Raw genomic sequence first — 21347 nt, forward strand, 5'->3', positions numbered from 1 at the left:
CGCATCGTCGCCGCACTGGACCCGGCCAGGCTGGTGCGCCGCGTGCTGCCGGACGGCAGCGACCGCCGGGTCCATACCCGGCACACCGAGTGGGACGTGCGTACCGCCTCGCTGGGCGACGGCCGCATCGCCTACCAGCTCGGGGCCGACCTGCGCATCTACGACATCGCCAGCGGGGCCGACACGCGCCTGTCCGCCAGCCTGGTATCGGACTTCGACCAGCAGCGCACCCGCCGCGTGCGCTCGCCGCTCGACGCGCTGACCAGCATCGAGCTGGCCAACAAGGCCCAGCGCATCGTGCTGACCGCGCGTGGCAAGGTCACCATTGCCGGTACCGGCAGCTACCGCCGGGTCGAGATCGCGGTGCCGGAAGGCGCGCGCGCGCGCTCCGCCGTGTTCAGCCACGACGACAAGTGGGTGTACGCTTTCGTGGACAGCACCGGCGAGAACGAGATCTGGCGCTTCGCGGCCGACGGCTCGGGCAAGGGCGAGCGCCTGACGCTGGACGGCGCCAGCCACCGTTCCGGCATCTACCCGTCGCCGGACGGGAAGTACCTGGCCCATACCGACAAGAAGGGCCGTACCTGGCTGCTCGACCTGCAGGCGCGCACCAACCTCATCATCGACGACGCCAAGCAGGTCGGCGCCGACGGTCCCGACCAGGTGGTGTGGTCGCCGGACAGCCGCAACCTGGCCTTCGTGCGGGTCGGCAGCAGCGAGCAGCGCAACCAGATCGGCATGTACCACTTGCCGAGCAAGACCAAGGACTTCGTCACCACCGACCGCTACACGGCCGATTCGCCGGTGTTCTCGCCGGACGGGAAGTGGCTGTACTTCCTGTCCGCCCGCCACTTCAACGTCGCCAACGGCGGCCCCTGGGGCGACCGCAACATGGGCCCGGTGTTCGACCGCCGCGTCGGCATCTATGCGCTGGCCCTGCAGCCCGGCGTGCGCTTCCCGTTCAAGCCCGAGGACGAGCTGACCAAGCCGGAAGAAAAGACGCCGGAAGCGGCTGCCCGCGCCGCCGTGCAGGCGCCGGGCAAGGACGACGGCGACAGGAGCGCCGCGGTCGCCGCGGTGGCTGCCGCCAGCGCCGCCGCTGCGGCCGCCGACGATGCGAAGGGCAAGGCCAAAGCCGTGCCGACGCCGCCGGTCGACTACGCCGGCCTGCGCGAGCGCCTGTACGAAGTACCGGTCGCGCCGGGCAACTACCGCGCGCTGGCGGTCGACGACAAGCGCCTGTACGTGCTGGACACGGAGGGTGGCCGCAGCAGTGCGCTGAAGACCCTGGAGATCTCGCGCAACAGCCCGTCCCTGGAAACCTTCGTGACCAACGTGCGCGAGTTCGGCCTGAGCGCCGACCGCAAGCACATCTTCTACCGCAGCGCCGGCAGCGGGCCGGGCGACATGCTGATCGTGGCGGCCGGCGCCAAGGCCCCGGCCGACCTGGGCAAGGCCAAGGTCAAGCTCGACGACTGGGCGGTGAGCACCAACCCGCGCCTGGAATGGAAGCAGATGTTCAACGATGCCTGGCGCATGCACCGCGACTTCCTGTACGACGCCAACATGCGCGGCGTGGACTGGAACGCCGCCCGCGCGCGCTACGCGCCGCTGGTCGAGCGCGTCACCGACCGCGCCGAACTGGACGACGTGCTGGGCATGATGGTGGGCGAAGTCGGGGCGCTGCATTCGCAGATCCGGCCGGGCGACGTGCGCCGCGCGCCGGGCGAGGGTGCGCCTTCCAGCCTGGGCGCGGTGTTCACGCGCGTGGCGGACGGTTTCCGGGTCGAACGCGTCTACCGCAGCGAGCCGGAGCTGCCGTCCGAGCGCGGCCCGCTGGCCCAGCCCGACGTGGGGGTGAAGGAAGGCGACATCATCACCGCCGTCAATGGCAAGTCGCTGGTCGAGGCGCGCGACATCGCCGACCTGCTGCTGGACCAGGCCGACAAGCAGGTGCTGCTGCACGTGAAGAGCGCGGGCGCGAAGCCGGACAGCAAGCCGCGCGCCGTGATCGTCACCCCGGTCAGCATGGCGCGCCATGCCAGCCTGCGCTACGCCGACTGGGAGCAGGGCAGGGCGCAACAGGCCGAGCGCGCCTCGAAGGGCAGGATCGGCTACCTGCACCTGCGCGCGATGACCGCGCGCGACATCAACGCCTTCGCGCGCGACTTCTACGCCAACATCAACAAGGAAGGCCTGATCATCGACGTGCGCCGCAACAACGGCGGCAACATCGACAGCTGGATCATCGAGAAGCTGCTGCGCCGCTCATGGGCGTTCTGGAGCGCGAACGGCAACCTGCCGCAGTCGAACATGCAGAACACCTTCCGCGGCCACCTGGTGGTGCTGATGGACGAGCTGACCTATTCCGACGGCGAAACCTTCGCCGCCGGCATCAAGGCCCTGAAGCTGGGTCCCCTGGTCGGCAAGCGCACCGCCGGCGCCGGCGTCTGGCTCAGCGACGGCAATAGCCTGCTGGATAACGGCATGGCGCGGGTGGCCGAGTTCGGCCAGTTCGCGGCCGACGGCGAGTGGCTGATCGAAGGCGTGGGCGTGAGCCCGGACATCGAGGTCGACAACCTGCCGCACGAGACCTTCGAGGGCCGTGACCGCCAGCTGGAAGTGGCGCTCGAAGTACTGGAGAAGAAGATGAAGGAGCAGCCGGTCAAGCCATGGAAGCCGGCGGCGATTCCGGCGCTCAAGCGCCAGTGGGAAGCGGGAGAAGCTTCCGGCAAGGTAGCGCCAGGCGGCAAGTAAGCCCGGGGCGTGGGCGAAACCGCAGCCGGTTTACCCCCACGCCTGCGCCTTGCCATCACGGCAGGCGCAAGTCCAGGCCCAGCTTCGTGGCCAGCAGGTAGGTGACGAAGCCCAGGATCACGACCAGCAGCACGAACAGCACGGCCACCCTGGCGCCGGTTCCCATCACCGCCCGCATCTCCTTCTTGCGGTCCGGATGCTTCTTCCCTTGATCGTAGTGCCACTTGACGGCAAAGAACATGCCGATGCTGAGCGCAACGACCTTGAACGTGAAGAAGACCACGGGGAACCATTCCATATCCATCATTTGCGTATTTCCAGGCTATTACTTGGACTGAGGAGCAGCGGTTCACCACGGCGCCGGGCAGTGTCATTCGAAGAGGAGTGAGAAGAAAACGTCAGCGCTCGGCCATGCGGCGATGGTGCCGATGGTGCCGATGGCGCTGTTGAGGCATTCTACTCAAAAGCAATGTCCATACATCGAGACAAAATGTCCCAGTTGAAAGCCATGCAAGATCCGCATCCGCCAGTCTAGCTGCCGCGCCTGGCCGCGCAGGGCGGAGCGCGCTTCCTGCATCGACCTGAGCGTGAGGCAGGTCTGCAACGGCTGTCGCGCCTGCTTGCGCGACGGCCGGAACCGTTCAGCGCCGCCGTCGTGTCAACATTCATCACGCTGTCACATATAATTTCTACACTGCAAGTATTCCACTCACTCGGATACGTGCAATGCCACTTAAGAAGCTGCAGACCGGCACCAAGCTCCTTGGCGCCTTCGGTATCGTCTCCCTCCTGATCCTGATCCTGTCGGCCGTGGCGCTGTGGCGCATGCAGTCCACTGACGGGCTCACCCATGACCTCGTCTACGACAAGCTGGCCAAGCAGCAGCTGAGCGCCGACCTGCTCGGCGTCGAGCGCCTGAACGGCTCGCGCACAGTCGCCATCGCGCGCAGCGACAGCCTGGAGCTGGCCGACTACTTCGGCACCCAGCTGGCCCAGGGCAAACAGGCCGCGTCCGTGCTCGAAGCGAAGCTGGCCAGGCTGCCGCTGTCGGCGCGCGAGGCCGGGCTGGTCGCCGAAGCGGGCAGGCGCAAGGCGGCACTGGCCAGGATCCAGGCCGCGCTGTTCCAGGCCAAGGAGTTCGGCCAGACCCAGGTCGTCGAGGGTCTCGTGGCCGGCGACTGGGAACAGGGCTACCGGGCGTATGCCGGCGCGCTGGAGGCCCTGCTGGCCCACGAGACGGAAGAGGCGCGCCGTCTCGCCGCGGAGTCGGCTGCCGCCTCGCTGGCCGGCAAGTCGCTGGTGCTGGCCCTGGGCGCCGGCGCGCTTGCGATCGGTGCCGCCATGGCCTGGATCCTGACCCGGAACATCGTCGGCCCGTTGCGCCAGGCCGCCATGCTGGCCGAGCAGGTGGCGCACGGCGACCTGCGTCCGGTGATCCGCCACGGCCGCCACGACGAGATAGGCCGCCTGTTCGATGCGCTCAACGGCATGACGGGCGGCGTGTCCGCCACCGTGTCCCAGGTGATGCAGGGTGCACGGGAGATCGACATGGCGTCCGGCGATATCGCGGAGGGCAACCAGGACCTGGCGCGCCGTACCGAACGCCAGGCTGCGGCGATCCGCCAGACCGTCGGGGCGATGGACGAACTGGGCGCGGCCATCGCCCGCAACAATGCCAGTGCGCGCTCGGCCCATGCCGTGGCCCGCTCGGCCTCCAGCGTGGCGGTGCGCAGCGCGGAGGCGGTCGAGCAGGTGGTGGCGCGCATGGGCGCGATCAAGGCCTCGAGCGCGCGCATCGTCGACATCACCGCCATGATCGACAGCATCGCCTTCCAGACCAACATCCTGGCGCTGAACGCGGCGGTGGAAGCGGCGCGCGCCGGTGCCGAAGGACGCGGCTTCGCGGTAGTGGCGGCCGAGGTACGTAGCCTGGCCCAGCACTCGGCGACGGCGGCGAAGGAAATCAAGCAGCTGATCGGCGCATCGGCGCAGGAGGTCGCGGCCGGCACCGATATCGCCGGTACCGCGGGCGAAACCATGCGTGCGGTACTGGCCCACGTGCACGACGTGGCCGGGCTGCTCGACACCATCCACGACGCCAGCAGCGAGCAGGCCAGCGGCGTGGCCCAGGTGAGCCAGGCGATCGCCGAGATCGACGAATCGACGCAGCAGAACGCGGCCATGGTCGAACAGGCCGCAGCCGCCGCGGCATCGATGCGCCGGCAGGCGGCCGAGCTGTCGCAACTGGTGGCGACCTTCAAGCTGCGCACGGGCGCGCAGGCGCCGCGCGCACTGGCCGCCGCCTGAAGCGGGCGACAAGCAAGCGGCAGGGGCGCGGCTTGCTGTATCATGCCGACCTTGAAAACGAAAGCCGCGCATGCTCATCATCACCATCAAACAGGGCAAGGAACAGGCCCTGCTGTCCGGCGACCCCTGGATCTACCTGTCCGCGATCGAGAAGGTCGAGGGCAAGCCCATGGAACGCGGCAAGCCGGGCGCCACCGCGCTGGTGCAGTCCTCGGCGCGGCGCTTCCTGGCGCGCGCCGCCTACAACGCCAAGTCGCAGATCGCGGCCCGGGTCTGGACCCTGGTTGAAAGCGAGCCGGTGGACCATGCGCTGATCAAGCGCCGGGTGCAGGCCGCCGTCGAGCGCCGCGCTCCCATGCTGGCGCAAGCCGACCCGCAGGCCCTGGTCCAGCTGGTCGATGGCGAGCAGGATGGCCTGTCCGGACTGCTGGTGCACGCCTACGGCGGCCCGGCCGGCTACCTGGTGTGCCAGTTCAATGCCGCCGGCGTCGACCTGTGGAAAGTCACCATCGTGCAGGCGCTCCTCAAGGCGACCGGCTGCCCCAACGTCTACGAGCGCAGCGACGAGCTGGTGCGCAAGGCGGAAGGGCTGCCGATCACCCGGCGCGTGCTGGCCGGCGAGGAGCCGCCGCAACGCCTGATGGTGCGCGAGGGCGCGCGCCTGGTACCGATGGACATCCGCACCGGTTTCACCTACCCGCGCTGAGCACGGGCACGCGCGCCCGTTGACTTCTGCCGCCGATCGCCGACAATGCATTGTCGGCGTCGTGCGGGGAGACAGCGCATGGTCACGAACCAACCGGGGTTCCTGTTTGCCACCGGAATCGAGAACAGCATCCCGACCATCGATGGCGGCAGGCATCGCATGGACGAGATGGACAAGTGCGGCCATTACCGCCATTGGCGGCGCGACTTCGACCTGGTCGAGGAACTCGGCATCCGCTTCCTGCGCTACGGCCCGCCGCTGCACACTACCCTGGTCGGCCCCAGGCGCTACGACTGGTCCTTCGCCGACGATACTTTTCCCGCGCTGCGGCGGCGCGGCCTGGTCGCCATCGTCGACCTGTGCCACTTCGGCCTGCCCGACTTCCTCGGCAACTTCCAGAATCCGGATTTCCCCGCCATCTTCGCCGACTACGCGCGCGCCTTCGCGCTGCGCTATCCCTGGATCCAGATGTACACGCCGGTCAACGAGATGTCGATCTGTGCGCTGTTCTCGGCCCTGTATGGCTGGTGGAACGAGCAGCTGCGCAGCGACCGCGCCTTCGTCACGGCCATGAAGCACGTGGTGAAGGCGAACCTGCTGGCCATGCGCGCGATCCTGGAAGTGCGCCCGGACGCGCTGTTCGTGCAGAGCGAATCGACCGAGTACTTCCATGCCAGGTCGCCGGCGGCGATCAGGCCGGCGGAAACCATGAACGCGCGCCGCTTCCTGTCGCTCGACCTGAACTACGGGCGCCGGGTCGACTCCACCATGTACGAGTACCTGCTGGACAACGGCATGACGCGCGAGGAGTACCACTTTTTCCTCAACAATAACCTGAAGCACCACTGCATCATGGGAAACGACTACTACCAGACCAACGAGCATCTGGTAACGGATGCTGGAACCAGCACGGCTTCAGGGGAGATCTTCGGCTACGCGGTCATCACCCACCAGTACTACAACCGCTACCAGTTGCCGGTCATGCACACCGAGACCAATCTGTGCGAAGGTCCGTGCGGCGACGAAGCGGTGCGCTGGCTGCGCAAGGAATGGGCCAACGTGCTGCGGGTGCGCAACAATGGCGTCCCGCTGGTCGGCTTCACCTGGTATTCGCTGACCGACCAGGTGGACTGGGACAGCGGCCTGCGCGAGGACAGGGGCCACGTCAATGCGCTCGGGCTGGCCGATCTTGAGCGCAAGCTGCGGCCGGTGGGCCTGGCCTACCGCGACCTGATCCGCGACTGGACCGAAGTCCTGCCGACCCAAAGCGTGTGCCTGCAGGTACCGCTGGCGATCGATGAGGATTATCCGGAGTGCTGCGGTTCCCGGCCGCGCACGATATCCGACCCGGTGGCAGCCACTGGCGCGCCCAGGAATACCGACTAGGCCATGCGCTTTTCGAACCAGGTCGTGATCGTTACCGGCGCTGCCGGCGGCATCGGCCTCGCCACGGCGCAGCGCTTCGGCGCCGAGGGTGCGGCGGTTGCGCTGGTCGACCAGGAGGAGCAGGCGCTGGCGGCAGCCGCCGCGCAGGTCCCCGGCAACACGCTGCAGGTGGTGTGCGACGTGGGCGACGAGGGCCAGGTGGCCGCTGCCGTCGACCAGGTCATGCAGCGCTACCGCCGGCTGGATGTCGTCGTCAACAACGCCGGACTCATGATGTTCCGGCCGATCGAGGAACTGGACGGCGCGGACTGGAACAAGGTACTGCGGGTCGACCTGCTGGGCGCATTCTATTTCATCAAGCAGGGCTTCCTGCATATGCGGCCCGGCGGCGCGATCGTCAACGTCGCCAGCGTGCATGCGCTGGAAACCGAGCCGAACGTCGCACCCTACGCCGCCGCCAAGGCAGCGCTGCTTTCCCTGACGCGCTCGGCGGCGATCGAAGGCATCCCGAAGGGCATCCGGGTGAACGCCATCCTGCCTGGCGCCGTCGACACCCCGATGCTGTGGAATAACCCGCAGGTGAAATCTGGCACCGAGCACCTCGGTCCCGCCGAGGTGGGCAAGCCCGCGCAGGTCGCCGCCGCGATCGCCTTCCTGGCGTCGGGCGACGCGGGCTTCATCCAGGGCGCCTCGCTGCTGGTCGACGGCGGCCGCCTGTGCCAGCTCTAGGCTAGAGAGGGCGTCCCAGTAGTTTCTCGACCTCGTCCAGTTCCCATGGGCCGCCAAAGTAGCGTTCGAAGACGAACACCGTCAGGGAATGCATCAGAACGCCAAGGCCCCAGAACAGCGCCAGGCCGACGAACCAGAGGATGCCCGGCGACGTGAATAAATCGATGACGCCGCATCCAGCCGTCACGACCAGATACAGCATCAGGTGCATATAAAAGCCGCGGATGCGCTGTACCCGCATGAATGCCATTCGTTCGCGGATTGCCTCCGCACCGCTCTGTTTGTCCGCCATGATCGCCTCGCTGGAAAGGGTTGAGAAATCGACTCCGAATACCGCAGCGATGGATTTGATCGACTCGACACTGCCAGCTTGTCCGGACTCGATTCTCTGGACGGTACGGACGCTCAGGCCGCTGGCGTCGGCCAGTTGCTGTTGCGACCAGCCTCGCTTGAGACGCATTTTTTGAATCGACATCATCTTCTCCTTGTGCGGAGCCCCAAGTATGGGATCTTCGCACTTTCAACGCGACGACAGCGGCACGACAGGGACACGACAGGGACACGACAGGGACACGACAGGGACACGTTCCCCATGGGTGGAGGCATCCCCTAGATCGCGGCCAGCGCGCGGCGCAGGTCGTCGCGCTGGTCTTCCAGGTGTTCGATGCCGACCGACAGCCGGATCAGGCCGTCGCCGATGCCCAGTCCGGCGCGCTGCTCGGGCGGGATGGTCGCATGGGTCATCAGGGCCGGGTGCTCGATCAGGCTCTCGACCCCGCCCAGGCTTTCGGCCAGGGTGAAGACCTCGCAGGCTTCGAGGAAGCGCCGGCTGCCGGCCAGGTCGGTCGCCAGGTCGATCGAGACGATGCCGCCGAAACCGTTCATCTGGCGCCGCGCCAGCGCATGCTGGGGGTGCGATTCCAGGCCCGGGTAGAACACCTTGCGCACCTTCGGCTGCTGCTCCAGCCACCGGGCCAGGGCCAGCGCGTTGGCGCTGCTGCGCTCCACGCGCAGGGCCAGGGTCTTTATCCCGCGCAGCACCAGGAAGCTGTCGAACGGACCCTGGATCGCGCCCACGGCGTTCTGGATGAAGCCGAGCCCCTCGGCAAGGGCCGCGTGGCGCTCCTCGCGGCCCACCACCGCCACGCCGCCGATCACGTCCGAGTGGCCGTTCATGTACTTGGTAGTCGAGTGCACCACGATGTCGAAGCCCAGTTCCAGCGGGCGCTGGACGATCGGGCTGGCGAAGGTGTTGTCGCACACGGTGATCACGCCGCGCGCGCGGCACAACGCCGCGATCGCCGCCAGGTCGGCGAGCTTGAGCATCGGGTTGGTCGGGGTCTCGACCCACACCAGCTTCGTCTCGGGCGTGAGGGCCCTGGCCAGGGCATCGGGGTCGGTCAGGTCGGCGTAGCTGAACGCATGGCCGGCGCTGCGCCGGCGCACGCGCTCGAACAGGCGATAGGTGCCGCCGTACATGTCGTCACCGGCCACGACGTGCGAGTTTGCCGGCAGCAGTTCCAGCACCGCCGCGATCGCGGCCAGGCCGGAAGCGAAGGCGAAGGCGGCGCTGCCGCTTTCGATGTCGGCCACGCAGCGTTCCAGCGCCCAGCGGGTCGGGTTGTGCGAGCGGCCGTAGTCCAGGCCCTTGTGCACGCCCGGGCTCTCCTGGCGGAAGGTCGAGGTGGCGAAAATCGGCGGCATCACGGCGCCAGTGGCCGGTTCCGGCGCCTGACCGCCGTGGATGACGCGGGTGGCGATGTGCTTGTGCTGGTCGGTCATGAGAGCGTCCTACGAAGATGGTTGAGCAGGTCGTAGCGGGTGATCAGGCCGTAGAAGCGCTCGCCGTCGTGGATCACGGCGGTCAGCCCGCGGTCGAGGATCTCGCGCAGCTGGCCCATGCCGGCGGTGGGCGGCAGGGTCTGCAGCGAGGAAGTCATGGTGGCCGAGACCGGGGCGTGGAAGTCGCCGCCCTTGCCGGTCACGTGCAGCAGCAGGTCGGATTCGTCGATCAGGCCAGTCAGCCGGCCCGCGGCGTCGATCACCGGCAGCTGCTGCAGGTCGGCGTTGCGCATGCGGTTGAAGGCGGTGAGCAGGGTGTCGGTGGGGGCGACAGTCACCACCTCGCCCTGGTCGTGGCGGCGCCCGATCAGGTCGCGCAGGTCACCCGTCCTGGGGCGCGTGATGAGGCCCTGGTCGACCATCCAGCCGTCGCTGTACACCTTGCTCAGGTAGCGGGTGCCGGTGTCGCACACGAAGCTGACCACGCGCTTGGGCCGGGTCTGTTCGCGGCAGTAGCGCAGGCTTGCTGCCAGCAGGGTGCCGGTGGACGAACCGCCCAGGATGCCTTCCTGCTGCAGCAGCAGGCGCGCGCTCGAAAAGCTTTCCTCGTCGTCGATGGTGTAGGCCTTCTTCACGCGCGACAGGTCGGCGATGCCGGGAATGAAATCTTCGCCGATGCCTTCCACCGCCCATGAACCTGCGTCGGTGCGCAGCACGCCGGTATTCACATAGTCGGCCAGGATCGAACCCTTGGGGTCGGCCAGCACGAATTCCAGGTTCGGCTGCACCTTCCTGAAATAGCGCGACAGACCGGTAAGGGTGCCGGAAGAGCCGACGCCGACCACGATCGCGTCCAGCCGGTGGTTGACCTGGTCCCAGATCTCGGGTCCGGTGGAGGTCTCGTGGGCGCGCGGATTGGCCGGGTTGTTGAACTGGTCGGCGAACCAGGCGCCGGGAATCTCCCTGGCCAGGCGCGCCGCATAGTCCTGGTAATACTCGGGATGCCCCTTGCCGACGTCGGACCGGGTCAGGTGAATCTCGGCGCCGAGCGCCTTCAGGTGCAGGATCTTCTCGGCCGCCATCTTGTCGGGCACCACCAGCACCACCCGGTAGCCCTTGATGCGCGCCACCAGGGCCAGGCCCAGGCCGGTGTTGCCAGCGGTGGCTTCGACCACCGTGCCGCCGGGCGCCAGGCGCCCGTCGTGCTCGGCCTGTTCGATCATGGCGCGGCCGATGCGGTCCTTGATGGAGCCGCCGGGGTTTTGCGATTCGAGTTTCAGGAACAGCTGGCAGGGACCGGTGTCGATCCGGGTCACTTCGATCAAGGGGGTGTCACCGATCAGGGAAAACAGTGCAGCTTGCGACGCATGTTGCATAGTGCCTCCGAAGGCCGGGCCGGGCCCGGTTGGCGCGCCGCTTCGTGGGCGGACGCTGGTCGACGAGCTGGCGCTCCTCCGGCGCCAGGCCATACAAAAATGCCATGATACGGCGAATAGCCGCGCCGGTGTTGATCCCGCTACCGATGGCCGGCCTGGCGCTTCTTCAGGCGCCGCCAGAGGGTGGTGCGGCTGATGCCCAAGTGCCGGGCCGCGGCGTCGCGCTGGCCGCCGAAGCGGGCCAGCACCTCGTCCAGGCTTTCCCCGGATGCAGTCGGGAGGGCAGGGGAAAGGGACGGTGATCCGGCCGCCCCCTGCGCCAGCTCGGGCGCGATCGCCAGCAGGAAGGCCGGGGTCAGCGCCTGCAGCGGCTCGGCCGCCATGAACAGGGCCAGGCGCTCCATCAGGTTGCGCAGCTCGCGCACGTTGCCGGGCCAGGGGTAGGCTTCCAGCAGCGCGGCGCAGGCCCCGATCTCGGCGCGCAGGTTCGGATGCGGACGCGCGTCGAGCGTGGCCAGCGCGCCCTTGAGCGACCATTCGGCCAGCGGCACGATGTCGGCGCGCCGCGCGCGCAGTGGCGGCAGGGCCAGGCGCAGCACGGCCAGTCGGTAGAACAGGTCGGCCCGGAAGCGCCCCTCGCGCACGCGCGCTTCCAGGTCGCAATGGGTGGCGCTGATCACGCGCACCTCGATCGGTACCGGCCGGGTGCCGCCCACGCGCATCACCTCGCGCTCTTCCAGCACGCGGAGCAGGCGCGTCTGCAGGCCGAGCGGCATTTCGCCGATCTCGTCGAGGAACAGGGTGCCGCCGTTGGCGGCCTCGAACAGGCCCGCATGGCCGCCGCGCCGGGCCCCGGTGAAGGCGCCTTCCTCGTGGCCGAACAGTTCCGATTCCAGCAGCGACTCGGCGATCGCGCCGCAGTTCACCGCCACGAAAGGGCGGTTGAGCGCGCGCCGCAAGCCCTCGCGGTGGATCGCCTGGGCCACCAGTTCCTTGCCGCTGCCAGTCTCGCCCTGGATCAGCACCGTGGCCGGCGAACGCGCATACAGCACCACGGTCTGGCGCAGGCGCTCCATCGCGCCTGAATCGCCGCGCAGGTCGTGCAGGCCGCGCCGCGCGCGGCGCGCCTCGAGCGAGGCGCTGCGCCGGCCGTGGTTCTCTTCGAGCCGGGTCAGGCGCGCCATTTCGAGCGCGTCGTCGAAGGCCTGGCGGATCGAGGCGGCCGAATACAGGAACACCCCGGCCAGCCCCGCTTCCTCGGCCAGGTCGGTGGCCAGGCCGGCGCCGACGATCACGGCAATGCCCGCGGCTTTCAGTTCATGGATGGCGGCGCGCGCATCTTCTTCCGTGACGTAGGTGCGCTGGGCGATGTCGAGACCGAACGTCGCGGCGAAGTCGGCCAGTTCGGGCAAGGGTGTGCCGTAGCTGATCACGCCGATGCGTGCCGACACCCGGCGCGCCCGCGCCAGCGCCTGCATCACGTCGAAGCCGCTGGCCCTGGCCACCACCACCGGCGCCGCCACCCGGCCCTTCAGGTAGGCCGCGTTGGACCCGGCCGCGATCACCACGTCGCAGCGCTCGGTGGCCATGCGTTCGCGAATACGGCGCGCCGCCTCGTCGAAGCCCAGGTGCAGCGGCTCGATCGTGGCCAGGTGGTCGTACTCGAGGGTGATGTCGCGGAACAGGTCGGACAGGCGCGATACCGACACCGTCCAGATCACGGGCTTGTCGCCGCCGTCGGCGGGGCTGCGGGAGGGATCACTCATGGCGGCAAGTGTAGCCGATTCGTGCACCGTGCTTGCGGCCAGTGCCTGCGGCGCGGTCAGCTACGCCCAAGCGGTCGCAAGTAAGCGGTCGTAAGAATGCGGTAAGGCCGCACCCGTAGGATGGGCCCCAGCCTGTAAAAAAAGGCATCACGATAACTACCGGAGACAGAAGTGGAACAAGACATCGTACAGCGGGTCAAGGCCGACCCCAATTACCGCAAGCTGGTCAGGGCGCGCTCGCGCTTCGGCTGGATCCTCACCTGGAGCATGATGGTCGTGTACTACGGCTTCACACTGCTCTGCGCCTTCGACAAGGAATTCATGGGCAGCCGTTTCGGCGACGGCGTCATGACCTGGGGCATTCCGCTGGGCCTGTTCGTGATCCTGTTTACCGTCGTGGTCACCGCCATCTACGTGCGCCGCGCCAACGGCGAGTACGACCGCCTGACCGACGCCATCAAGGCCAATGCGGCCAGCGGCAACGGCAGCAGCAACGGCAGCGGAAGGAAGGTGGCCGCATGAACACCCTGAACCGTATCGTCCTGGCGCCGGCGCTGCTGGCCGCCAGCGGCGCCGTCCTGGCCGCGCCCGACCTCGGCCAGGCCACCAAGCAGGCCACCAACTGGACCGCGATCAGCATGTTCGCGATCTTCGTGGTGCTGACCCTGTTCATCACCAAGTGGGCCGCCGCCAAGACCCGCTCGGCCTCCGACTTCTACACCGCCGGGGGCGGCATCTCCGGCTTCCAGAACGGCCTGGCGATCGCAGGCGACTTCATGTCGGCAGCCAGCTTCCTCGGCATTTCCGCCGCCGTGTTCCTGGACGGTTTCGATGGCCTGATCTACGCCATCGGCTTCCTGGTCGGCTGGCCGGTGATCACCTTCCTGATGGCCGAGCGCCTGCGCAACCTGGGCCGCTACACCTTCGCCGACGTGGCGGCCTACCGCTTCCACCAGAAACCGATCCGCGTGTTCGCGGCGTCGGGCACCCTGGTGGTGGTGGCCTTCTACCTGATCGCGCAGATGGTCGGCGCCGGCCAGCTGATCAAGCTGCTGTTCGGCCTGGAATACTGGATCGCGGTGGTGATCGTGGGCCTCCTGATGATGGTTTACGTGCTGTTCGGCGGCATGACCGCGACCACCTGGGTGCAGATCATCAAGGCCGTGCTGCTGCTGTCGGGCGCGTCCTACATGGCGTTTGCTGTGCTGGCGCAGTACAACTTCAGCCCCGAGCAGCTGTTCTCGGCCGCCACCGAGGTGCATGCCAAGGGCGAATCGATCATGGGCCCGGGCACCTTCCTGAAAGACCCGATCTCGGCGATCTCCTTCGGCATGGCGCTGATGTTCGGCACCGCCGGCCTGCCGCACATCCTGATGCGCTTCTTCACCGTCCCGAGCGCGAAGGAAGCGCGCAAGTCGGTGCTGTGGGCCACCACCTGGATCGGCTACTTCTACATCCTCACCTTCATCATCGGCTTCGGCGCGATCGTGCTGGTCGGTACCAATCCGGCCTTCAAGGACGCCGCCGGCAAGCTCCTGGGCGGTAACAACATGGCGGCGGTGCACCTGGCCAATGCCGTGGGCGGCGACATCTTCCTCGGCTTCATTTCGGCGGTGGCCTTCGCGACCATCCTGGCGGTGGTGGCCGGCCTGACCCTGTCGGGCGCCTCGGCGGTGTCGCACGACCTGTACGCCACCGTGTTCAAGAAGGGCAAGGCCAACAGCGCCGATGAGCTGAAGGTGTCGAAGATCACCACCATCGCGCTGGGCGTCATCGCGGTGCTGCTCGGGATCGCGTTCGAGAAGCAGAACGTCGCCTTCATGGTGTCGCTGGCCTTCGCGATCGCCGCCTCGGCCAACTTCCCGGTCCTGTTCATGTCGGTGCTGTGGAAGGATTGCACCACCCGTGGCGCCACCGTCGGCGGCTTCCTGGGCCTGGCCACGGCCGTCGTGCTGACCCTGGTGTCGAAGTCGGTCTGGGTCGATGTGCTGGGCAATGCGCAAGCGATCTTCCCGTACACCTCGCCGGCGATCTTCTCGATGGCGGTCGGCTTCTTCGGTATCTGGTTCTTCTCGGTCACCGACAAGAGCCCGCGCGCCGCGATCGACAAGGCCGGCTTCGAAGCGCAGGAAGTGCGCTCGGAGACCGGCATCGGCGCTGCGGCCGCCTCGGCCCACTGAAGCCCGCGCTTCGATCACCGAACCCCGCTCCGGCGGGGTTTTTTGTTGCTACAATGTTTCATTTGATGTTCCATGTTGCGTTCGATTGAAACGCGCGGGTGGGGCAAACTTCGCCAAGTCCTTGAAATTCGGGCGAAAGCGTGACTGGCACGCCACTTGCATTAGCTAAGCCGTATTCGCTCAACGCATCACTCGAAAGGACAAGCATGAGTCTCACCTCCGCTGGCGCCGCCTTCCGCAAGGCCGTCCAGGAAGAATCCCCGCTGCAGGTCATCGGCGCCATCAATGCCAACCACGCGCTGCTGGCCAAGCGCGCCGGCTACCGCGCCATCTACCTGTCGGGCGGCGGCGTGGCCGCCGGCTCGCTGGGCCTGCCTGACCTGGGCATTTCGGGCCTGGAAGACGTGCTGATCGACGTGCGCCGCATCACCGACGTGTGCGACCTGCCGCTGCTGGTCGATATCGACACCGGCTTCGGCGCCTCGGCCTTCAACGTGGCGCGCACCGTGCGCAGCCTGGAAAAGGCCGGCGCCGCCGCCTGCCACATCGAGGACCAGGTCGGCGCCAAGCGCTGCGGCCACCGTCCGGGCAAGGAAATCGTCGGCAAGGACGAGATGGTGGACCGCGTCAAGGCCGCCGCCGATGCCCGTCACGACGAGGACTTCGTGATCATGGCGCGGACCGACGCGCTGGCCGTGGAAGGGCTGGACGCCGCCATCGAGCGCGCCGTCGCCTGCGTGGAAGCGGGCGCCGACATGATCTTCCCGGAAGCGATGACGAGCCTGGAGATGTACAAGCAGTTCGCCGACGCCGTCAAGGTGCCGGTGCTGGCCAACATCACCGAGTTCGGCTCGACCCCGCTGTTCACGCTCGACGAGCTGCGCAGCGCCAACGTGTCCATCGCGCTGTATCCGCTGTCGGCCTTCCGCGCCATGAACAAGGCGGCAGAGAACGTGTACCAGGCGATCCGCCGCGACGGCACCCAGAAGAACGTGTTAGAGACGATGCAGACCCGCGCCGAACTATACGACCGCATCGACTACCATCGCTACGAGCAGAAACTGGACGCGCTGTTCGCCCAGAAGAAAACCACATAACACAGACTCAGGAGAATCCACGCATGAGCACCCAGAACAACGAGACCCCAACGTTCAAGCCGAAGAAATCGGTGGCCCTGTCCGGCGTCGCCGCTGGCAATACCGCGCTGTGCTCGGTGGGCAAGTCGGGTAACGACCTGCACTACCGCGGCTACGACATCCTGGACGTCGCGAACACCTGCGAGTTCGAGGAAATCGCCTACCTGCTGGTACACGGCAAGCTGCCCACCCAGGCAGAACTGAAGGGCTACAAGGCCAAGCTGAAATCGCTGCGCGGCCTGCCGCAAGCGGTGAAGAGCGCGCTGGAAGCGCTGCCGGCCGGCGCCCACCCGATGGATGTGATGCGCACCGGCGTGTCGGTGCTGGGCTGCACCCTGCCCGAGAAGGACGACCACAATATCGCCGGCGCGCGCGACATCGCCGACCGCCTGATGGCGTCGTTCGGCTCGATGCTGCTGTACTGGTACCACTTCAGCCATAACGGCAAACGCATCGAGGTCGAGCTGGATGACGATTCGATCGGCGGCCATTTCCTGCATATGCTGCATGGCGAAAAGCCGCGCGACTCGTGGGTGCGCGCGATGCACACCTCGCTGATCCTGTACGCCGAACATGAGTTCAATGCATCGACGTTTACGTCGCGCGTGATCGCCGGCACCGGTTCCGACATCCACTCGGCCATCACCGGTGCGATCGGCGCACTGCGCGGACCAAAACACGGCGGCGCCAACGAAGTCGCGCTCGACATCCAGAAGCGGTATGAAAACGCCGACGAGGCCGAAGCCGACATCCGCAACCGCGTCGCCAACAAGGAAGTCGTGATCGGCTTCGGCCACCCTGTGTACACCATCAGCGACCCGCGCAACGTGGTGATCAAGGAAGTGGCGCGCACCCTGTCGCAGGAAGCCGGCTCGATGAAGATGTTCGACATCGCCGAGCGCCTGGAATCGGTGATGTGGGAAGTCAAGAAGATGTTCCCGAACCTGGACTGGTTCTCGGCTGTGTCGTACCACATGATGGGCGTGCCGACCGCCATGTTCACGCCGCTGTTCGTGATCTCGCGCACCTCGGGCTGGTCGGCCCATGTCATCGAGCAGCGCATCGACAACAAGATCATCCGCCCGAGCGCGAACTACGTCGGTCCGGAAGACCTGCAGTTCGTCCCGATCGCCGACCGCACCTGAGCGTCAACAGAATGCGCCGGCCGGGCATGCTCCCGCGCCGGCCAATCACACGAGTACCGCCATGAACACCAATCACCGCAAACCCCTTCCCGGCACCGCGCTGGACTATTTCGACACGCGCAGCGCGGTCGATGCGATCCAGCCGGGCGCCTACGACACGCTGCCCTATACCTCGCGCGTGCTGGCCGAGAACCTGGTCCGCCGCTGCGACCCGGCCACGCTCACCGACTCGCTCAGGCAGATCATCGAGCGCAAGCGCGAGCTCGACTTCCCCTGGTTCCCGGCGCGCGTGGTCTGCCACGACATCCTGGGCCAGACCGCCCTGGTCGACCTGGCCGGCCTGCGCGACGCCATCGCCGCGCAGGGCGGCGATCCGGCCCTGGTCAATCCGGTGGTGCCGACCCAGCTGGTGGTCGACCACTCGCTGGCGGTCGAATGCGGCGGCTTCGATCCGGATGCCTTCGCCAAGAACCGCGCCATCGAGGACCGCCGCAACGAAGACCGTTTCCACTTCATCGACTGGACCAAGAAGGCCTTCCAGAACGTGGACGTGATCCCGCCGGGGAACGGCATCCTGCACCAGATCAACCTGGAGCGCATGTCGCCGGTCATCCAGCAGGAACAGGGCGTGGCCTATCCGGATACCCTGGTCGGCACCGACTCGCACACTCCGATGGTCGATGCGCTGGGCGTGATCGCGATCGGCGTGGGCGGCCTGGAAGCGGAAAGCGTCATGCTCGGCCGCGCCTCCTGGATGCGCCTGCCGGACATCGTCGGCGTCGAGCTGACGGGCAAGCCGCAGGCGGGCATCACCGCCACCGACATCGTGCTGGCGCTGACCGAATTCCTGCGCCAGTCGAAAGTCGTTTCCACCTACCTCGAGTTCTACGGCGAAGGCGCGTCCAGCCTGACGCTGGGCGACCGCGCGACGATCTCGAACATGGCGCCGGAATTCGGCGCCACCGCCGCGATGTTCTACATCGACGAACAGACCATCAAGTACCTGCGCCTGACCGGCCGCGAGGAAGAGACCGTGCAGCTGGTCGAAACCTATGCCAAGCAGGCCGGCCTGTGGGCCGACAGCCTCGCACAAGCGCAGTACGAGCGCGTGCTCTCCTTTGACCTGTCGACGGTGGTGCGCAACATTGCTGGTCCATCGAATCCGCACAAGCGCGTGCCGACTTCGGAACTGGCGGAGCGCGGCATTTCAGGCGTGGTGGAAAACGAGCCGGGTCTGATGCCGGACGGCGCCGTCATCATCGCGGCGATCACCAGCTGCACCAATACCAACAATCCGCGCAACATGATCGCGGCCGGCCTGATCGCACGTAACGCCAACCGTGCCGGCCTGACCCGCAAGCCCTGGGTCAAGAGCTCGCTCGCGCCGGGTTCCAAGGCGGTCGCCCTGTACCTGGAAGAGGCCGGCCTGATGCCGGAGCTGGAAAAGCTCGGCTTCGGCGTGGTCGCCTTTGCCTGCACCACCTGCAACGGCATGAGCGGCGCGCTCGATCCGAGCATCCAGCAGGAGATCATCGAGCGCGACCTGTACGCGACCGCGGTCCTGTCGGGCAACCGCAATTTCGACGGCCGCATCCACCCGTATGCCAAGCAGGCCTTCCTGGCCTCGCCGCCGCTGGTGGTGGCCTATGCGATCGCCGGTACCATCCGCTTCGACATCGAGAAGGGCGTGCTGGGTACGGACGCCGCTGGCCGCGACATCCGCCTGGCCGACTTGTGGCCGTCCGACGAAGAGATCGATGCGGTGGTGGAGAGCAGCGTCAAGCCGGAACAGTTCCGCAAGGTATATACGCCGATGTTCGCGCGCGTGGCGGACGATGGCGCGAAGGTGAGCCCGCTGTACGACTGGCGCCCGCAGAGCACCTATATCCGCCGTCCGCCGTACTGGGAAGGCGCGCTGGCCGGTGCGCGCGGCCTGGCCGGCATGCGTCCGCTGGCGGTCCTGGGCGACAACATCACCACCGACCACCTGTCGCCGTCGAACGCGATCCTGCTCGATTCCGCCGCCGGCGAATACCTGGCGAAGATGGGCCTGCCGGAAGAGGACTTCAATTCCTACGCGACCCACCGGGGCGACCACCTGACGGCGCAGCGCGCGACGTTTGCGAACCCGACCCTGAAGAACGAGATGGTGCGTGACGCGATGGGCAACGTGAAGGCCGGCTCGCTGGCGCGCATCGAGCCGGAAGGCACCGTGACGCGCATGTGGGAAGCGATCGAGACCTACATGGAGCGCAAGCAGCCGCTGATCGTGATCGCCGGCGCCGACTACGGCCAGGGCTCCTCGCGCGACTGGGCGGCCAAGGGCGTGCGCCTGGCGGGCGTGGAAGCGATCGTGGCCGAAGGCTTCGAGCGCATCCACCGCACCAACCTGGTCGGCATGGGCGTGCTGCCGCTCGAGTTCAAGCCGGGCGTGAACCGCCTCACCCTGGGCATCGACGGCACCGAGACCTTCGACGTGCGTGGCGAGCGCACGCCGCGCACCGACCTGACCCTGGTCATCCATCGCCGCAACGGCGAGCGGGTGGAAGTGCCGGTGACCTGCCGCCTCGATACCGCCGAGGAAGTGGCGATCTACGAGGCCGGCGGCGTGCTGCAGCGTTTCGCGCAGGATTTCCTGGAATCGTCGGCCCCGAAAGCGGCCGCGTAATTTCATACGTGATTTGACCGCGTGGGCGGCGAAGCCGCCCACCCTACCTGAAGCGGTGTCCGTAGGGTGGGCGGGTTTCCCGCCCACGCGGTCAAGCAGGGTTTGAATAGCCCATAAGGATTCATATGGCATACACCCCCCAAATCAGGATCCCCGCCACCTACATGCGTGGCGGCACCAGCAAAGGCGTGTTCTTCCGCCTGCAAGACCTCCCGCAAGCCGCCCAGGTCCCTGGCCCGGCGCGTGACGCGCTGCTGCTGCGCGTGATCGGCAGCCCCGACCCCTACGGCAAGCAGATCGACGGCATGGGCGGCGCCACCTCCAGCACCAGCAAGGCCGTGATCGTCGCCAAGAGCGACCAGCCCGGCCACGACGTCGACTACCTGTTCGGCCAGGTCGCGATCGACAGGCCCTTCGTGGACTGGAGCGGCAACTGCGGCAACCTGTCCTCGGCGGTCGGATCCTTCGCGATCGCCAGCGGCCTGCTCGATCCGGCCCGCGTTCCGCAGGACGGCATGGCCACGGTGCGCATCTGGCAGGCCAATATCGGCAAGACCATCATCGCCCACGTCCCGGTAACGAACGGCGCAGTGCAGGAAACCGGCGACTTCGAACTGGACGGCGTGACCTTCCCGGCGGCCGAAGTGCAGCTCGAATTCCTCGACCCGGCCGCGGAAGAAGAGGGCGCGGGCGCCGGCGTGGCAACTGCCATGTTCCCGACCGGGAACCTGGTCGACGAGCTCGAGGTGCCCGGAGTCGGCACATTGAGGGCGACCATGATCAACGCCGGCATCCCGACCATCTTCGTGCAGGCCGAAGCGATCGGCTACATGGGGACCGAACTGCAGGAGGCCATCAATGGCGACCCGCGCGCGCTGGCCATGTTCGAGGCCATCCGCGCCCACGGCGCCCTGCGCATGGGCCTGATTTCGAGCATCGAGGAAGCGGCCCGGCGCCAGCACACGCCCAAGGTGGCCTTCGTTGCCCCGCCGGCCAGCTACCAGGCCTCGAGCGGCAAGCAGGTCGACGCCGGCGACATCGACCTCCTGGTGCGCGCGCTTTCGATGGGCAAGCTGCACCACGCCATGATGGGCACGGCCGCCGTGGCGATTGGCACCGCCGCGGCGATTCCCGGCACCCTGGTCAACCTGGCCGCGGGTGGCGGCGAGCGCAGCGCGGTGCGCTTCGGCCACCCGTCCGGTACCCTGCGCGTCGGCGCCGAGGCGGTGCTGCGCGATGGCCAGTGGAGCGTGGCCAAGGCCATCATGAGCCGCAGTGCGCGGGTACTGATGGAAGGCTGGGTGCGCGTCCCCGGAGACTGCCTCTAATACGGGACATTGACGTTGCTACTTTGACGGGCCACAACAACACGGCCCGTTTTTGTGCTTTTTAGTTTTGGAACGTCACAG

At 67.4% G+C, this 21347-nt stretch carries 16 protein-coding genes; 11 read left to right on the top strand and 5 right to left on the bottom strand.

Translation table 11 applies throughout. The features are described 5' to 3' along the window. Positions 1 to 2757 (top strand): S41 family peptidase (locus LCI23_RS10915; protein WP_224946489.1); only part of this gene is annotated, 2757 nt, incomplete at its 5' end. A 55-nt stretch (positions 2758 to 2812) separates the two neighbouring features. Here the strand turns inward: LCI23_RS10915 and LCI23_RS10920 are convergent. Next, the gene (locus LCI23_RS10920; protein ID WP_307727724.1) at positions 2813 to 3064 is read right to left on the bottom strand and encodes a hypothetical protein; all 252 of its coding nucleotides are present in this window, start codon (positions 3062 to 3064) and stop codon (positions 2813 to 2815) included. Positions 3065 to 3483: 419 nt separating this feature from the next. Between LCI23_RS10920 and LCI23_RS10925 the strand changes: the two genes are divergently transcribed. The 4 genes from LCI23_RS10925 to LCI23_RS10940 all read left to right on the top strand — a co-directional run bounded on the left by LCI23_RS10925 (position 3484) and on the right by LCI23_RS10940 (position 7885). Continuing rightward, positions 3484 to 5064, top strand: a complete 1581-nt coding sequence (locus LCI23_RS10925; RefSeq protein ID WP_224946490.1) for a methyl-accepting chemotaxis protein — start codon at positions 3484 to 3486, stop codon at positions 5062 to 5064. A gap of 70 nt (positions 5065 to 5134) precedes the next feature. After that, the gene (locus LCI23_RS10930) at positions 5135 to 5770 is read left to right on the top strand and encodes an SAM-dependent methyltransferase (RefSeq protein WP_224946491.1); all 636 of its coding nucleotides are present in this window, start codon (positions 5135 to 5137) and stop codon (positions 5768 to 5770) included. 78 nt (positions 5771 to 5848) lie between these two features. After that, the gene (locus LCI23_RS10935; protein ID WP_224946492.1) at positions 5849 to 7156 is read left to right on the top strand and encodes a family 1 glycosylhydrolase; all 1308 of its coding nucleotides are present in this window, start codon (positions 5849 to 5851) and stop codon (positions 7154 to 7156) included. A 3-nt stretch (positions 7157 to 7159) separates the two neighbouring features. Further along, a complete protein-coding gene (locus LCI23_RS10940; RefSeq protein WP_224946493.1) occupies positions 7160 to 7885 on the top strand; it encodes an SDR family NAD(P)-dependent oxidoreductase in 726 nt (241 codons plus the stop codon). Between the two features lies 1 nt (position 7886). Here the strand turns inward: LCI23_RS10940 and LCI23_RS10945 are convergent, their stop codons facing one another. The 4 genes from LCI23_RS10945 to prpR all read right to left on the bottom strand — a co-directional run bounded on the left by LCI23_RS10945 (position 7887) and on the right by prpR (position 12809). Further along, positions 7887 to 8363 (bottom strand): 2TM domain-containing protein, encoded by a 477-nt coding sequence (locus LCI23_RS10945; RefSeq protein WP_224946494.1) that lies wholly within the window; start codon positions 8361 to 8363, stop codon positions 7887 to 7889. A gap of 131 nt (positions 8364 to 8494) precedes the next feature. Next, complete coding sequence (locus LCI23_RS10950; RefSeq protein WP_224946495.1) at positions 8495 to 9667, bottom strand: PLP-dependent aspartate aminotransferase family protein; 1173 nt, start codon at positions 9665 to 9667, stop codon at positions 8495 to 8497. Then, complete coding sequence (locus LCI23_RS10955) at positions 9664 to 11043, bottom strand: pyridoxal-phosphate dependent enzyme (RefSeq protein ID WP_224946496.1); 1380 nt, start codon at positions 11041 to 11043, stop codon at positions 9664 to 9666. Before LCI23_RS10955 ends, LCI23_RS10950 begins: the two co-directional genes overlap by 4 nt. 140 nt (positions 11044 to 11183) lie before the next feature. Continuing rightward, on the bottom strand, positions 11184 to 12809 hold the full coding sequence (prpR, locus tag LCI23_RS10960) for a propionate catabolism operon regulatory protein PrpR (RefSeq protein ID WP_224946497.1): 1626 nt from the start codon (positions 12807 to 12809) through the stop codon (positions 11184 to 11186). 171 nt (positions 12810 to 12980) lie between these two features. On the opposite strand from prpR, the gene LCI23_RS10965 reads away from it, so the two are divergent. The 6 genes from LCI23_RS10965 to prpF all read left to right on the top strand — a co-directional run bounded on the left by LCI23_RS10965 (position 12981) and on the right by prpF (position 21266). After that, positions 12981 to 13331, top strand: coding sequence for a DUF485 domain-containing protein (locus tag LCI23_RS10965; RefSeq protein ID WP_224946498.1), 351 nt, complete (start codon positions 12981 to 12983; stop codon positions 13329 to 13331). Continuing rightward, positions 13328 to 14989, top strand: coding sequence for a cation acetate symporter (locus LCI23_RS10970; protein ID WP_224946499.1), 1662 nt, complete (start codon positions 13328 to 13330; stop codon positions 14987 to 14989). The genes LCI23_RS10965 and LCI23_RS10970 overlap by 4 nt, the downstream gene beginning before the upstream one ends. A gap of 206 nt (positions 14990 to 15195) precedes the next feature. Then, positions 15196 to 16086 (top strand): methylisocitrate lyase, encoded by an 891-nt coding sequence (gene prpB, locus LCI23_RS10975; protein ID WP_224946500.1) that lies wholly within the window; start codon positions 15196 to 15198, stop codon positions 16084 to 16086. A gap of 23 nt (positions 16087 to 16109) precedes the next feature. Further along, the gene (gene prpC, locus LCI23_RS10980; RefSeq protein ID WP_224946501.1) at positions 16110 to 17270 is read left to right on the top strand and encodes a 2-methylcitrate synthase; all 1161 of its coding nucleotides are present in this window, start codon (positions 16110 to 16112) and stop codon (positions 17268 to 17270) included. 61 nt (positions 17271 to 17331) lie between these two features. Further along, positions 17332 to 19938 carry a Fe/S-dependent 2-methylisocitrate dehydratase AcnD gene (acnD, locus tag LCI23_RS10985; RefSeq protein WP_224946502.1) on the top strand — a complete coding sequence of 869 codons (2607 nt, stop codon included), beginning with the start codon at positions 17332 to 17334 and terminating at the stop codon, positions 19936 to 19938. A gap of 125 nt (positions 19939 to 20063) precedes the next feature. Then, on the top strand, positions 20064 to 21266 hold the full coding sequence (gene prpF / locus LCI23_RS10990; protein ID WP_224946503.1) for a 2-methylaconitate cis-trans isomerase PrpF: 1203 nt from the start codon (positions 20064 to 20066) through the stop codon (positions 21264 to 21266). Positions 21267 to 21347: the final 81 nt, after the last annotated feature.

This window comes from Massilia sp. MS-15 (genome assembly GCF_020176695.1).
GTDB lineage: Bacteria > Pseudomonadota > Gammaproteobacteria > Burkholderiales > Burkholderiaceae_D > Telluria > Telluria hydrophila.

Bases quoted from the DNA above. Each gene is read 5' to 3' on its own strand.
- LCI23_RS10940 (WP_224946493.1), top strand. From the start codon at position 7,160: ATGCGCTTTTCGAACCAGGTCGTGATCGTTACCGGCGCTGCCGGCGGC.
- LCI23_RS10925 (WP_224946490.1), top strand. From the start codon at position 3,484: ATGCCACTTAAGAAGCTGCAGACCGGCACCAAGCTCCTTGGCGCCTTC.
- prpR (WP_224946497.1), bottom strand. From the start codon at position 12,809: ATGAGTGATCCCTCCCGCAGCCCCGCCGACGGCGGCGACAAGCCCGTG.
- LCI23_RS10970 (WP_224946499.1), top strand. From the start codon at position 13,328: ATGAACACCCTGAACCGTATCGTCCTGGCGCCGGCGCTGCTGGCCGCC.
- LCI23_RS10945 (WP_224946494.1), bottom strand. From the start codon at position 8,363: ATGATGTCGATTCAAAAAATGCGTCTCAAGCGAGGCTGGTCGCAACAG.
- prpF (WP_224946503.1), top strand. From the start codon at position 20,064: ATGGCATACACCCCCCAAATCAGGATCCCCGCCACCTACATGCGTGGC.
- LCI23_RS10920 (WP_307727724.1), bottom strand. From the start codon at position 3,064: ATGATGGATATGGAATGGTTCCCCGTGGTCTTCTTCACGTTCAAGGTC.
- acnD (WP_224946502.1), top strand. From the start codon at position 17,332: ATGAACACCAATCACCGCAAACCCCTTCCCGGCACCGCGCTGGACTAT.
- LCI23_RS10955 (WP_224946496.1), bottom strand. From the start codon at position 11,043: ATGCAACATGCGTCGCAAGCTGCACTGTTTTCCCTGATCGGTGACACC.
- prpB (WP_224946500.1), top strand. From the start codon at position 15,196: ATGAGTCTCACCTCCGCTGGCGCCGCCTTCCGCAAGGCCGTCCAGGAA.
- LCI23_RS10950 (WP_224946495.1), bottom strand. From the start codon at position 9,667: ATGACCGACCAGCACAAGCACATCGCCACCCGCGTCATCCACGGCGGT.
- LCI23_RS10935 (WP_224946492.1), top strand. From the start codon at position 5,849: ATGGTCACGAACCAACCGGGGTTCCTGTTTGCCACCGGAATCGAGAAC.
- prpC (WP_224946501.1), top strand. From the start codon at position 16,110: ATGAGCACCCAGAACAACGAGACCCCAACGTTCAAGCCGAAGAAATCG.
- LCI23_RS10930 (WP_224946491.1), top strand. From the start codon at position 5,135: ATGCTCATCATCACCATCAAACAGGGCAAGGAACAGGCCCTGCTGTCC.